The organism is Stieleria tagensis (assembly GCF_024129865.1).
Taxonomy (GTDB): domain Bacteria; phylum Planctomycetota; class Planctomycetia; order Pirellulales; family Pirellulaceae; genus Stieleria; species Stieleria tagensis.
On record NZ_JAMYFE010000094.1, the window covers coordinates 38,974 to 52,408 of the forward strand.

The window sequence follows — 13,435 nt, forward strand, 5'->3', positions numbered from 1 at the left end:
ACCTAGCCCATGCCCGCACTCAACGTCTCGCGTACGATCCGGATCGCTTCGGATCCCAAAACCGTTTTCCAGACCATCAGCGATTTCTCCACCTGGCAGCGCTGGTCGCCCTGGTTGTTGGCCGATCCCAATGCCGACTTTTCCTTACACGCCGAACCGTCTCAAGAGGGCGGCGGATTCAGTTGGGAGGGGCCGGTTGTTGGCGCCGGCCAGATGCAGCATCTCAGCCTACAGCCGCCCGAAGGCGAACGCGGCGCGGGCAAGATTCATTCCCAGCTGCGTTTTCTAAAGCCCTGGAAATCGGAATCCACCGTCGACTTCGCCATCAGCCCCTGCAAAGACCCGCAAGGCCAGGACGCCACTGAAGTTCGCTGGGAAATGCACGGCTCGCTGCCGTTCTTTTTGTTCTGGATGAAGGCGATGATGCAATCCATGATCAGCCTGGACTATGACCGCGGATTGCGGATGGCCAAGGAATTGATCGAGACCGGGAACATCGCATCGCAAACGGTGGTCAACGGCATCCAACCGGTGCCGGGGCGACGCATCTTTGGCGTCTCGGCCGAGACCACTCTCAGCGAGATCGGGCCCTCGATGGAAATCAGCATTGGCGACGCGATCAAACGGCTGCAAACCGCCGGGATCGCAACCGACGGTCAGTGGATCTCGATCTACCACTCGATGTGCATGAAAACCCAAGCCGTCTCCTACACCAGTGGCGTCGTGGTGGCTGAAAACGCTGCCTTGCCGATTGGGCTAGACGCCGCCTCGACAACCGCCTGCAGCGCCATGCGAGTCACACACCAAGGTCGCTATCAACATCTTGGCAATGCGTGGTTTGCGGCCTACCAGAATCTGCAGGCCGCCAAGCGAAAACCGGCGACAAAATTGCAGGCGTTTGAGGTCTATCTCAACCGCCCCGAAGACACGCCCGCCGAATCGCTGGTGACCGAAGTTTACGTACCGGTGAATTGAAAAACCTCGCTCACCAACACACGCTCACTTGGCAGTCGTGTTCATGTCCTTGAGCGACTTGCCCAGTCGTTTCCGACTGGCCGCTGTGCCAGGTTTCCGTGCGGACGTCTTTTTGGGTCCAGTGTCATTGCCCAACAGTGATGCCAGTGCCGGATGAGCGTCCTGCTCCGTCTCCGGAACGCCGATTTGCTCGACCGCGTCGCTGACCCCCAAGATGACGCTCTGGCGAACCCCATCACGCAACCATTCGAAAAAGTTCATGTTCATATTGAATATCCGTTTCTAGGAACGTTGACCATCCTGGTCGCCTTCTAATCCGCCGCACCGCTCCACGTCCAGCCTAATTCCCACCAATCCGACCCCCGCCTCAACCAACCGTAGCTGGACCGGCCACGGTTCAGATCCCCAGCCTGGCCAAAAAAGCCAGACCGGGGACAGACCTCAAACGTGTGGAAGACCGACCGGGGACAGACCTCAAACGTGTGGGGTTTGGCGTTGGACTCGGTGGGGAACATTGACAGAAAAATAGGGGGCAGAAAGATCGGGAAGTTGGTCTCTCATCATGCGGCGATCGAATGCCGGTTGAAATTGGATCGGATCAATGCGGCGTGACGAAACCGGGATTTTTCTGCCCCCTATTTTTCTGCCAACCTATCAACCACTTCTGCCGACAAATCGAGTCAGGTCGGCGTCGCGAGACTGACTTGGGACAGACCTCAATCACGTGGGGTTTGACGTCGAATACGGCTGGGATTTTTGACAGCAAAATAGGGGCAGAAAGATCGGGGGAGCTTGTTTCTTGTAATGCGGGGATCGAATGCCGGTTAAAATGGGGTCGGATCGATGCTGAGTGATCAAACCGAAATTTCCCTGCCCCCTCATTTGCTGCCCACCTTCCCGCCGCTGCTGCCGACCAACATTCGAAGAACAGGGATGCAAGCCGAGCCCAATCCGTACAGTCCGCCTTCGACCACCGGTGTCGTTCTGTCGCCTGCGATGGGCCGCCGATTTGTGGGCCGCTCATTCATTGCATCAATGCTCGCGGGATTGACCGCAGTCACAGGACTATTGACGGGCACACTTTGGTCGATCGGCGCGATCGACCTTGGCCGGTTTGGGTTTGCCTTCTTGTCATCCTTGGCGGTGGGCACTGCGCTACTGGTCTGTGTCGCAAGGTGCTACCTTGAAGGATCGCGTGCGACCGCTGTGGTGCTCTTCCTACTGGTGCCCTGCATCATCTTTTCAGCAACGCTGCTTGCGCTTCGTGATGCCGGGGTATTCACCCTGTTCTGAATCAAAACCGAGGCAAACCCAATCGGCAAACCTCGTTTTGACACTCACGCCATCCGCATGCCTGTCATCCATGCTTCTCCAAGGGCTGAAATCCGGGGTCTGTCCCCGTTGGGATCTGTCCAATCGAGATTATCCCGGGACAGACCTCACACGGAGATTATCCGGGGACAGACCTCACACGCGTGGGGTTTGGCGTTGGACTCGGCGGGATTTCTGACAGAAAAATAGGGGGCAGAAAGATCGGGGAGTTGGTCTCTCATCATGCGGCGATCGAATGCCGGTTGAAATTGGATCGGATCAATGCGGCGTGACGAAACCGGGATTTTTCTGCCCTCTATTTTTCTGCCAACCTATCAACCACTTCTGCCGACAAATCGAGTCAGGTCGGCGTCGCGAGACCGACCGGGGACAGACCTCAAGCGCGTGGGAGGGGATCATCGGGGTCTGTCCCCGCTGGGGGATCGATCCAATCGAACTTGGCAAACGGCAGCACTTGCACGCTGTCTTGCCGCTGCTCTGCGGCTATGCCGACCATTGCTGGCAACGCGAGATCAGACTCAACCGCTTCGGCGATCGCCTCGCTGCCGGCGACAAAGTAGGCCGTGCTACACGCCTCCGCATCAGTCGCATTTTCCGCCACCACCGTCAGCGACAACAGGTCGCCCGCCGGATAACCCGTTCGCGGATCGATGACGTGCCCAAACCGACGCCCACGGTGATGGAAAAATTGTTTTCCCGATCCACTGGTCGACAGGGCTTGATCGCGGAGTCGAATCCCGGCCAAGCGAAGTTTCGGTTTGGTGGGATGTGAGATACCGACCGCCCAACCCTGGCCGCTGCCGCCGACTTGGTCACCGCGGGCAATCACACTGCTACCGCCGCCGTGGATCAAGAAATTTGCCAAGCCCCGTTCCTGCAACGTTGCCGTCAACTGGTCCAGTGCGAACCCTTTGCCGATCGCCCCCAAGTTGATTTCCATCTCCGGCACGGCAAATTTGACGCTGCGTTTGACGTCATCAAATTGCAGATGTTGATAGCCGACGCGAGCCAGTGCGGCGTCAATTTCTTGGCCCGTCGGCTTTCGCCCCCTCCGCTGCGTGAATCCCCAGGCACGAACCAGGGGCCCCGCTGTGATGTCAAATGCCCCAGCGGTGCGGTCGCTCCACGCATTGGAACGTTGCAATAGCGCATAGGTCTCCGCCGAGACTGCGACAGGATGTCGCGAGGCCGATGCATTGAGCCTCGCGATCTCACTCTGGTCCTGATAAATGGTCAATCGAGCTTCGATCTGGTCCAGAAATTCCAGTGCTTCCAGTGCCGGTTCGACCAGATGCGCGTCAGATTCCGCCAAAATCACGGCAAACTCTGCCGCCATCGCGCGATGGGTGATCGTGGTCAGCATCAAAAGAGCCCCGTCAGGCGAGCGAGTTGGAGTACAAAAACCCAGTAAAAACCGCGTCAACAATGGCACAATGCGTGCGAACCAACCCGGTCGAAAGCCGCTCTATTATTTCCCACCGACAGAATCAAAACGATGGGTTGTCAAGAATTGTTCTATGCCGCACAATCCCGCCTCAAGAATGACCCACCGAGTCACCGAAAAGCGGTGGGTAGAGGAGCGGTGGCTGAGTGGTCGAAAGCGCCGGTTTGCTAAATCGGTGAACGGGTCAAACCGTTCCGCAGGTTCGAATCCTGTCCGCTCCGCTTGAAGGAGAGTGTAGCTCAGTTGGTAGAGCCTTCGACTTTTAATCGAATGGTCCTGGGTTCGAGTCCCAGCACTCTCACTTCTTTTCTTTTTCCGACTGCGAACGGTCGGGGCCCCACAGGGACCGCACACAATCTCGTGTCAAAAGCACTGCGATTTTCGATCGCAACCCAACGGCTGACCCCAGAACGAGACTTCAACCCCTGGCGGCAGTATTGAATCAGCCGGCCACCGGGTTCACAGCGAGCCGCTACAGGTCTTCCGAGCAGGATCCCAGTAGCACGGCCATGGCCGAGCCTTCGGCGGTGTGGGACAGACACAGCACGTAGGGTGAAGTCAATCGCTGAGCGGTCGCGTTGAATTTGACTTTGGGGTTCACCACATCGTGCCGCGTCGGCGGAATCGTTTCGTTCACGATCGCCAACACTCCGGTGGCCAGACCGATCATCCCCGATGCGGCGCCGGCATGGCCCAGCAACGATGTGACCGCGACGGCGGGACAGTCGATGCCGCAATCGGCGACGGCATCAGCTTCCGCCGCATCAATTTGCCGATCGCCCATCGCATGACTGATCACCAACCCGATTTGACCCGCCTGTAATTCCGCTTCTGCCAACACGGCTTGAATGGCCAGCGCAATCGCTGCGGCAGATCCGCGTGAATGCGGCGAATCAGGTTCTGCAGAACGCTGGTCCGCTCGCATGGCCGGCGACGCGCTGAACCGTGACGCCGATGCCAACAGGCCCGCCAACGGACGGGCACCTCGCTGTTTGGCGTGCGCCGCGGTTTCGAGCACCAGCGACACCGCTCCCTCGCCCCCAACCACACCGGTTGCTTGGGGATCATGCGGCCGCGAGACGTCTTCGAGCGACCGGCCATCACGTGCCGGTACCGCCAAATCGCCTCGATAGGCCAACCGCGTCGCCGCGATCCGCGTGCCGGTGGCGCCGGCCAGCATCACGTCGGCCAAACCGCGTTCCAAATACGACTTTGCTTCGTGCAGCGCTGCGGCGCCCGACACATCACCCAGGACCAATGAATTGTTGGGGCCTTGCGCGTTGATTGAAATCCCCACCTGGCAGGCCGGCATGTTGGGCAGGTACTTCAACATCCACAGCGGCATGACTTCCTTTCGCGCCGCATCGCCAAACCGTCCGGGCTGGACGACACCGTGGTCGTCGATACAGCGACGGATTGATGCGGCGAGTTCATCGGGCGGATTGAAAAAGATTTCGCTGCCATAAACCGCGCCCATCCGCTGCGGCGAAATAGCCCCTTGGTCGGTGGCGGGAATCGAATCTGACAGGCCGGCGTGATCGACTGCCAAATAAGCCGAGGCAAATCCCAGTTGGATTTCCCGACACATGACTTTCAACGCTTTTCGCGGACGCACATGTTGTTTGGGTTCAAAATCGACGACTGGTGCGCCGATCCAAACGCCGTCGATCGCTTCGCCGTCGGCGGGGACCGCATCACCATCGGTCCGCTCGGCCAATGAACGGATCCCGCTGCGTTGGTCCAGCAAGGCGTCAAAAAATTCCGCTTGCCCGATCCCAACGGCGCTCACTATCCCGACTCCGGTTATCACGGCGTTTTCGCGTGGCATTTCAGTCGAGATTGGGACTGTGAGTTGTAAGACGTGCTGGAACCATTGCGGGCAAGTATGATTTGTCGAGAGCGCGATGCCTAGGCGGGCCGCCGTCCAAAGCGGGGCATCAGGCCAAAGATCGATCGTAGAGACGTTGAGTCTTCATTTTTTTCGCGCCACCGCGTTCGATCGTTCCGCGTGAGAGCGAATTACTCTCCAACACCCAGGAAAACTCCCCGGTCTGAATTCCAAACTTGATGGCGTCGGGCAGGATCCGGGAAAGCGTCACTAGCCCCAGCCCCCATTTCTGGTACTCCGGCAACACATTCGTACTGACCAACCGCAGCCGGTCAATTTTTTTCTTGCCGGTCATCAACTTCCACCAGCCCAGCGGAAACAGACGCCCATTCATGGTTTTCAGTAACTGGTTGTAATCGAGCAATCCGAATCCGGCACCAACCGGCTGGCCATCGATTTCAGCCACGCTGGTCAATTCGGGAACAATCAACAACTTCAATTGTTTGGCCTGGTGGACCAATTCCTCGTTGCTCATCGGGACATACCCCCAGGTCCGCTGCAACGACTGGTTGTAGATTTTCAAAAACACTTGAACGTCTTGATCGAACCGTGATCGATCGATCGGTCGACATTTAACATTGAATCGTTTCGTGGCTTCCTCGATCACAAATTGCAGCTTCGGATCCAGCGTGTCCAAGTCATCCATGCTGGCGTCGTAACAGAACATGTCCTGGCATTGCTTGAACTCACAGGCCTCGATCAAGTCTGCATAATAGGCGTGGTTGTACGTGATCAGAAATGTTGGCGGTGAATCAAATCCATCGACCAACAATCCACACTCATAATTCAGACTGGGGTTCACCGGCCCGCGCAGATCGGTCATGCCTCGCTGACGCAGCCAATCCGCTGCGGTGTCAAATAGACAACGACTGGCGGCCACGTCATTGATGCACTCAAAGAACCCAAAGAAGCCACGTTTTTCATTGTGGTAGCGATTGTGTGCATGGTTGATGATGGCCACGATGCGGCCCACCACACGCCCCTTGCGGCGAACCAAAAATGCTTGGCTGTCGGCGTCGTTGTAGAAGGGGTGTGATCCAAATCCACACAGCTGTTTGCGTTCGCCCCACAGAGGCGTCACCCAATTGGGATCATCGGCGTACAGATCACGCTCCAATTGCAGAAACGCCCGGCGATCAAACCAGCCACTGACGGGTGAACACTTCAATGATCCCGCAGGATGTTGATCGGTCGTGTTCGCACTCTTCATTTTCCACCCGCCAAGAAATTGTGGTACCAGCCCCAAAAGACTACATCACGCATCGATGCGGCCCGGGCAAATCCGTGATACTATCCGGCTCAATTGATCCGGCACACCCGGACCGATCCCCCCATCCCCTCGGAACCGCTACGTTTCGCCCCGTGTCTCGCATCGTTTTAACCAGTACCAGCAATCCAACCGTCAAACACCTGGTCAAGCTGCGTGACAACCGCGCTCGGCGCAAGGCGGGACGCCTGCTGGTGGACGGTTGGCGGGAAACACAGCGGGCCATCGAATCGGGACTGCGGCCGATCGGAGTTTACTTGGCCGACGGTTTCGCCCCCCAAACAGAAGCTCAGCGGTGGGTCTGCCGCGCCGCTGCCGATCAATTGTGCCCGGTCGCTGAATCGGTGCTGCAAAAGATCGCCTATGGCCAATCCTCGCGCGGCGTGGTTGCTGAATTCGCCGCCCCGGACTCTGGACTGGAACAACTCACGCTGCCCGCCGGCGGACTGGTGCTGGTGCTCGATCATTTGGAGAAACCTGGGAACGTGGGCGCAGCGTTTCGTAGCGCCGATGCCGCCGGCGCCAGCGCGGTCATCCTGACACCCCAGCACTGCGATCGATTCAACCCGAACACCATCCGCAGCAGCCTGGGCACCGTGTTTAGCGTCCCCAGTGCGGTCGCCGACCAAGCGCAAGCGAAACATTGGTTGTCGCAGCAGGGGTACCGTGTACTAGCGGCCCGTGTCGAATCGTCACGTCCGATGTGGGACAGCGATCTCACCGGCAGTGTGGCGATCGTCATCGGCAGCGAAGCGGACGGGCTAGGTGACAACTGGCAATCTGACGACCAAGTCCAGGTCGATGGCATCCACATCCCAATGTCCGGCCGAGCCGACAGCTTGAACGCATCGGTGTCGGCCGCCGTGCTGCTGTATGAAGCAGCGAGGCAACGAACGGCGTAAGTCCACGCTTGGCTGTGAACTTTAGAGTTACGCTTTTCATCACAACCCGACGTGTGAGCGAGGGATTTTGGGCGCTGGCGGGATCCCTCGCTGGCGCATCGGGTTGCCAGAAACCAATGCCCCACGCAAAAGCGCCACGTCAAACGCTGGTTGCCAGCGGCCGGAATCAGACCGCCAGGTTGCAGCTGGCCTACTGGGCGATTTGGTACAGGTTGTGCCGGGTGCGTAGGAGCAGCGTTTGGCCCACTGGCACAGGGCTGGCGACGGTGTATTGATCGTTGTCGGCCAATTCGTTGGTCTGTACCAATTCCGGCTGCTCGGCGTTCAATGGTCCAATCACATAGGTCGTCGCGTCTTCGGCGGTCACGTACAAGTGGTTGCCCGCGACCAGTGGCGAACTGCTGAATCCGACTCGAGATTTAGGCAATTGAACTTCCCAGATCGTCTTCCCCGTCTCGAGCGCCACCGCAGAGATCGTCCCGCGAGACTGTTTGCCGTCACCGGTGAAATAGACACGCCCGTCCTGCACCGCGGGAGTCGGCACATCACTTCCTAAATCGTCGCGGTACCAAGCGATGCTGTCGCGACCAAGACCTTTGACGACATCGCTGATCCGGCAAGTGGTCACATCTGCACCACGCGAATAGGGACAGACGATCAAGTCGCCTTGGACAACAGGCGAAGCGATCGAGCGAAAGAATTTTTCTTGGTTGGGATTGAATCCACCCACACGTCCTAATTCACGTCCATCACTCGCCGAGTGGATCGTCAGGTGATCGGCACCCATCACCGCGATCTGCCCGGTGGATGGAATCGCGATCGGAGTCGCATAGCTTTGCGCGGCTTCTTCGGGAGCCCCCAACATTCGGTCGGTTTTCCAGACCGGTTGGCCGGATTTGCGATCGAGCGCCACCAGGTAACTCGGCCCCGATTGCATGACTGCGACCACCACTAAATCACCGATCACGGTCGGCGAGGACCCCAGGTCCCACCACAAAGTGTCTTCGCCATATTCCTCCTGCAAATTAATTTTCCAGCGGACACCGCCTTGAAAATCCACGCATGCCAGATCCCCGCTGCGGAAATAGGCGAACACCGACTCGCCATCGGTCACAGCCGACGGATTGCTGCCGCTGCCTTTTTTATGCTTGTTGCCGCGATCGGCCCCCAGCGCGGTCGCCCACAACTGTTTGCCGCTGTTGATATCGATAGCAATCAACGTGTTTTGATCATCGACCCCAGCGGTCAGAAATGCCTTTCCATCGGCAACCACGGGCGTGCTGCCTCCCCGGCCCGGTAACGCCAATTTCCAACCGATCGCGGAATTTTCAGACCATTGCTGCGGATACGTCGCTCCCGGTGCCACGCCGTCTTGCTGTGCACCACGCCATTGGGGCCAAGTGGTCGAATCATCTGCGGAGAGTACAGCAGATGCCCCGATCGAAAGGGTCAGAATTGCGGGCAGAACCAACGCAGTAAGATGGTTTCGCATAGCGGGTTTCCTAGACGGCAGCAGTGGAGTGGTGGGCGGGGTGTCCGGCAGGAAAGACTGCGTCGGGCACCGAAGTGACAAAGTGTGCATCTGTTATGATGGAGAGCACCAAATAATACCACATTCCTGCGGAAATCGACCGTGTCGCCGTTATTCGTATCCTTAAATCGTTTGCAGGTGAGACTGCAACCGTTCGCCGGGCGAGGCCGCTCGCTATTGCTGTTGGCAGTGTTCTGCCAATTCGCCGCGCCCTGGGCCCTGCAAAACGCGGCGGCCCAAACATCGACCGCTGACGACGGCAGCCCCGCGATCGATCAAGCCGAACGGCTGGCCGATGGAAATTTTGCCAGTCGCCAACAAGCGATGCTGGAAATGTGGCGTGGACGGACCCGTTCACGCCAAGCCGTGCAAGACGCCGCCCGCGCCGACGATCCGGAGGTCGCTGAACGCGCCGAATGGATCTTGAACCAATGGCGCAGCGGTGCGTTGCCAGGGATCAGCGACACGCCGCCGGGAATGTTGTTGCACGCCAGCGAACCCCACTCTCTCGCGACTGCTCTGGAGCAAGGCGCCTTTGCCGCCGTCGTCGTGGCCGTCGAAGAATCCGCTGGCACCATCGAATTTGATCAAATCAAATCGCGTGTCGCGCGCTACCTGACCGAACGGTTTCCGATCTATGCCGACAAAGCCTTTCACGACGGAAGCGAAGCGGAATTGCTGCGTCTGATCAATGCCGTCGCCATCGACCGAAACCTGGCGACGGCTGCGCGGAATTTGATGATCCACCTGGGGCTCACAATCGACGACATGAATCGGCTGCCCTCGGCCGCGTCTACGTGGAGCGAAGCGGAACGCAAAATTTGCCTGGCTCAGTTCGCAATGCTGCGTGGTCAAACCGACCAATCGATCGAGTTGGCACGTCAATCCGGCGACCCCGTGTTACTGCGGATCTCCCAAATGCTGTCCGGTCACTGGCAAGCCATCGCCGACGACGCGTTTGCCGCAGCACAGTCTGCCACCGAGGCAGAGGAGCGTGTCGAACAGTATGCCTGGGGATTGGCTGCAGCGATTCGTTCGCAGGACAACGCTCGCGTTGAGTTGGCCACCGAACAACTTCGGCAACCCGATCCAGACGAACCTGAAACGCTGCGCGATCTACGCTGGCGCTCGCTCTCATTGCACAGCAACGTCGACGCTGCGATCGACGTGCTGGCACAGAGCGACAAAGCACTGGCGGCCAGGATCGCCTGTTCGGCATCACGTTTCCCCCAAGCAATCGAGTTGTGCGGCTATCCGATCGACTCCATTGATTCGGATTTGGACGTCTGGATCGATGATGCCTATCGCAGTCAAGCCGCATTGGCATCGGGTGAGATGGCGCCGGAAATCGATCGTTTGTTTTCTTTGGCGCGGGTGCTGGTCCGCACCGGTGACATCGACAACGCCTGGCGGATTTACCGCCGACTGACGCCGCGGGAAATCATCATCAGCCCCAACGGTATCTCGCTGCGCGACAAGTCATTGAACGAATTGGACTTGGTGCATCGCTTGGACTGGATGGTCAAACTGGCGGTTTCAACTGACGAGAACGCTGCCGGCGCACGCACCCGCAGCATCGTCGCCTGGGCGCTGGACACCGAGTACGAAGCGTTTCAAACCGTGCTGGAATCGATGAAGGCGATTGAGCGGCGGAGTGATTTCCAGCATCAATTCCGAGCCACCTGCGATCTATTTCGCGGGCTGACGCCAGAACAGTTTGACAGCGAAACAGACTTTCAAAAGCTCTATGATTTGCTGGCCCACCATCGTCAAGTCGAGCGTTCCGGCGGACGTGTGGTTCAAGTCGAACGGGTCGCGTTGGACCTAAAAATCATCGACATGTTCCTGTTGCATGGACAAGTCGAACTTGCCCGGCAAGGCATCCAGTTGCTCTCCAGCACCGGTGATCTCGAAGCGATGATCCGGATGGCGGAATTGGAATCCGACCAGGGCGACGGACTGACCGCCAGGGCACTTTGGGATCAAATCGCCATCCAATCATCGGCGTTCACTGCGACCGAAGCTGTGATCACGGTCGGTCACGGTTTAGATTATGCCAAATCGATTGTCGGTCAATGGATCTTGGCCAAACGTGCCCGCCATCACGAACAAGCCGCACAACTGCAGCGACGGATCCGTCTGATGTTGTGTTCGCCTTCGCTCGGCTTCCGCAAAGATTTGGCAGACTACCTGCGACAGGTTCAACAATATCCGCTGGCCGTCGAAACGCTGCGTGAGCTGATCGTGTTGGCCAGCTTTGGTGGCGAAGAATCGCCCGACTTTTTCTCCGTCGCAATCGCCTATGTCGGTGTCTTGGACAAGATCCAAGAAACCCAACCGCAAACATTGACGGACCTGGGGATTGACCCACACGACACGCTGAAATGGAGTGATCTAGCGGCCTTGGGCATTCTCAAAAACACCCGCTACCATGACTCGGCGTTTGTCTCGGTCCCGCTAAGCGTTCGGAAAACGAAATTGCAACACGCCATCACAGCGAACGATGCTGCATTGGCCAGCCAAGCCATCGCGGAGATCGAAGCCTATGATCCGTTGAACATCGATTTCGCCGAACGGATGCTGCCGGAACTAAAAACCGCCGGGATGACGGATGTCGCCGATGCGGCGTTGCAGCGGTTATTCGACCGGGGCGCGAAACACCTTCAACAATTCGGCGGCGACGCGACGATGCTGAACAATTTGGCCTGGACCGCGGCGATGAACAACCAACATCTCGAGGAAGCACTGGAGTGGTCCGAACGTGCCGTGCTGTTGGAACCCGACAGCGTCGTCTACCGGGATACACTGGCCGAAGTCCTGCACCTGCTGGGGCGGACCGACCAGGCGCTGCAGGTGGAAACGGCGTGCCTGTTGGACGAACCCGATCAATGGCATCTGCACGAGCAAATTGCCAAGTACAAGAAAGTCTTGGACCAACAGTGATCGCGTCCGGTTGGGCGCTCGGTCAGTGTTTGTTAAAAGTGGCCGTTGTAAACCACTTCCAACTCTTTTGATCATGAACGGTTCGATGCAGCAACGTAGACTCGGACGCAGCGGAATTGTCGTCAGCGACATTTGCATGGGCACAATGACGTTTGGCCTGCAATGTGATGAATCACTCAGCCATCAGATCTGTGACACCGCGTTTGACGCCGGTATCGATTTCTTTGACGCCGCGGAGGTCTATCCGGTGCCGCCGTCGGCCGAGCGTTTTGGAAAGACCGAGGAAATCGTCGGGCGTTGGTTGAAAACGAAGCCGCGTGAGAGCGTCATCGTTGCCACCAAAGTCACTGGGCCGGGGCACGGTTGGTTCACGCCACCGGTGCGTCACGGCAAAACGGCATTGGATCGCATTCAAATCGTCCGCGCATGTGAAGACTCGCTGCGTCGATTGGACACCGATTACATCGATCTGTACCAAACCCACTGGCCGGACCACGGCATGCCCTATGAAGAGGTTCTGGGGGTGCTGACCGAACTTCGCGATGAAGGCAAGGTGCGTGTGATCGGAGCGAGCAATGAAACGTGTTGGGGAATGATGAAGGCCAGTTGGAGTGCGGACCTGTACGATTTGGATCGCTACGAAACCGTGCAAAACAATTTTAGCTTGATCAATCGCCGCTGTGAAAGTGAACTGGCACAAGTCTGTCGACGCGAACAGATTTCCCTGTTGCCCTATTCGCCACTCGGTGGCGGCGTGTTGACCGGCAAGTACCAACAGGGACCGCCGCCCGGTGCTCGGTTCACCGGCTATCTAACCGGCGACGGTGAACGACAAAAACGAATGGCCATGCGGTTCGTCAATGACCGCACCTTGGAAACCACGCGGCGTCTGACAGAAATTGCCGACAGTATCGGCACGACGGTTACGGCGCTGGCCGTTGCGTGGAGCCGACAACATGACTTCGTCGCCTCCACAATCATCGGCGCCACGAGCGTCGAACAACTGGGTGAATCACTCGAGGCAAGAGAGTTGATCTTGAGCCAAGAAACTTTGGATTGCATCGACCAAATCGACGCCGAGATCCCAACCCCAATGACAGAAGACGGCTTGCGTCGCCTGTAATATGGTACCGCCAGGTTGCGGGCTGACTGA

Annotated in this window: 10 protein-coding genes and 2 tRNA genes; 7 read left to right on the forward strand and 5 right to left on the reverse strand. The window is 58.0% G+C overall.

Features of this window, described 5'->3' with window-relative positions; genetic code table 11:
- Positions 1-9: 9 nt before the first annotated feature.
- On the forward strand, positions 10-975 hold the full coding sequence (locus NHH03_RS21180; RefSeq protein WP_253159389.1) for a GyrI-like domain-containing protein: 966 nt from the start codon (positions 10-12) through the stop codon (positions 973-975).
- A 24-nt stretch (positions 976-999) separates the two neighbouring features.
- Here NHH03_RS21180 and NHH03_RS21185 read toward each other — a convergent pair whose 3' ends face one another.
- Positions 1,000-1,236 carry a hypothetical protein gene (locus NHH03_RS21185; protein WP_253159391.1) on the reverse strand — a complete coding sequence of 79 codons (237 nt, stop codon included), beginning with the start codon at positions 1,234-1,236 and terminating at the stop codon, positions 1,000-1,002.
- Positions 1,237-1,818: 582 nt separating this feature from the next.
- Here NHH03_RS21185 and NHH03_RS21190 point away from each other — a divergent pair.
- Positions 1,819-2,268, forward strand: a complete 450-nt coding sequence (locus NHH03_RS21190) for a hypothetical protein (RefSeq protein WP_253159393.1) — start codon at positions 1,819-1,821, stop codon at positions 2,266-2,268.
- 415 nt (positions 2,269-2,683) lie between these two features.
- On the opposite strand, the gene NHH03_RS21195 is transcribed toward NHH03_RS21190, so the two are convergent.
- A complete protein-coding gene (locus NHH03_RS21195; protein ID WP_253159395.1) occupies positions 2,684-3,670 on the reverse strand; it encodes an FAD:protein FMN transferase in 987 nt (328 codons plus the stop codon).
- Between the two features lie 213 nt (positions 3,671-3,883).
- Between NHH03_RS21195 and NHH03_RS21200 the strand changes: the two genes are divergently transcribed.
- Positions 3,884-3,972 (forward strand) — tRNA-Ser (locus NHH03_RS21200).
- A gap of 7 nt (positions 3,973-3,979) precedes the next feature.
- Positions 3,980-4,052, forward strand: a tRNA-Lys gene (locus NHH03_RS21205).
- 171 nt (positions 4,053-4,223) lie between these two features.
- On the opposite strand, the gene NHH03_RS21210 is transcribed toward NHH03_RS21205, so the two are convergent.
- The gene (locus NHH03_RS21210; RefSeq protein WP_261364390.1) at positions 4,224-5,579 is read right to left on the reverse strand and encodes a beta-ketoacyl synthase N-terminal-like domain-containing protein; all 1,356 of its coding nucleotides are present in this window, start codon (positions 5,577-5,579) and stop codon (positions 4,224-4,226) included.
- Positions 5,580-5,688: 109 nt separating this feature from the next.
- Positions 5,689-6,849 (reverse strand): N-acetyltransferase, encoded by a 1,161-nt coding sequence (locus NHH03_RS21215; protein WP_253159399.1) that lies wholly within the window; start codon positions 6,847-6,849, stop codon positions 5,689-5,691.
- A 152-nt stretch (positions 6,850-7,001) separates the two neighbouring features.
- On the opposite strand from NHH03_RS21215, the gene NHH03_RS21220 reads away from it, so the two are divergent.
- On the forward strand, positions 7,002-7,808 hold the full coding sequence (locus NHH03_RS21220; RefSeq protein ID WP_253159401.1) for a TrmH family RNA methyltransferase: 807 nt from the start codon (positions 7,002-7,004) through the stop codon (positions 7,806-7,808).
- A gap of 190 nt (positions 7,809-7,998) precedes the next feature.
- On the opposite strand, the gene NHH03_RS21225 is transcribed toward NHH03_RS21220, so the two are convergent.
- Positions 7,999-9,300, reverse strand: a complete 1,302-nt coding sequence (locus NHH03_RS21225) for an outer membrane protein assembly factor BamB family protein (protein WP_253159402.1) — start codon at positions 9,298-9,300, stop codon at positions 7,999-8,001.
- Between the two features lie 177 nt (positions 9,301-9,477).
- On the opposite strand from NHH03_RS21225, the gene NHH03_RS21230 reads away from it, so the two are divergent.
- Both NHH03_RS21230 and NHH03_RS21235 read left to right on the forward strand, forming a co-directional pair.
- Positions 9,478-12,282 carry a hypothetical protein gene (locus tag NHH03_RS21230; protein WP_253159404.1) on the forward strand — a complete coding sequence of 935 codons (2,805 nt, stop codon included), beginning with the start codon at positions 9,478-9,480 and terminating at the stop codon, positions 12,280-12,282.
- 85 nt (positions 12,283-12,367) lie between these two features.
- A complete protein-coding gene (locus NHH03_RS21235; protein WP_253159406.1) occupies positions 12,368-13,405 on the forward strand; it encodes an aldo/keto reductase in 1,038 nt (345 codons plus the stop codon).
- Positions 13,406-13,435: the final 30 nt, after the last annotated feature.

What these genes read in the sequence shown, in the direction of transcription:
- NHH03_RS21180 (WP_253159389.1), top strand. Translation starts at nt 10, where the DNA reads ATGCCCGCACTCAACGTCTCGCGTACGATCCGGATCGCTTCGGATCCC.
- NHH03_RS21185 (WP_253159391.1), bottom strand. Translation starts at nt 1,236, where the DNA reads ATGAACTTTTTCGAATGGTTGCGTGATGGGGTTCGCCAGAGCGTCATC.
- NHH03_RS21190 (WP_253159393.1), top strand. Translation starts at nt 1,819, where the DNA reads ATGCTGAGTGATCAAACCGAAATTTCCCTGCCCCCTCATTTGCTGCCC.
- NHH03_RS21195 (WP_253159395.1), bottom strand. Translation starts at nt 3,670, where the DNA reads ATGCTGACCACGATCACCCATCGCGCGATGGCGGCAGAGTTTGCCGTG.
- NHH03_RS21210 (WP_261364390.1), bottom strand. Translation starts at nt 5,579, where the DNA reads ATGCCACGCGAAAACGCCGTGATAACCGGAGTCGGGATAGTGAGCGCC.
- NHH03_RS21215 (WP_253159399.1), bottom strand. Translation starts at nt 6,849, where the DNA reads ATGAAGAGTGCGAACACGACCGATCAACATCCTGCGGGATCATTGAAG.
- NHH03_RS21225 (WP_253159402.1), bottom strand. Translation starts at nt 9,300, where the DNA reads ATGCGAAACCATCTTACTGCGTTGGTTCTGCCCGCAATTCTGACCCTT.
- NHH03_RS21235 (WP_253159406.1), top strand. Translation starts at nt 12,368, where the DNA reads ATGCAGCAACGTAGACTCGGACGCAGCGGAATTGTCGTCAGCGACATT.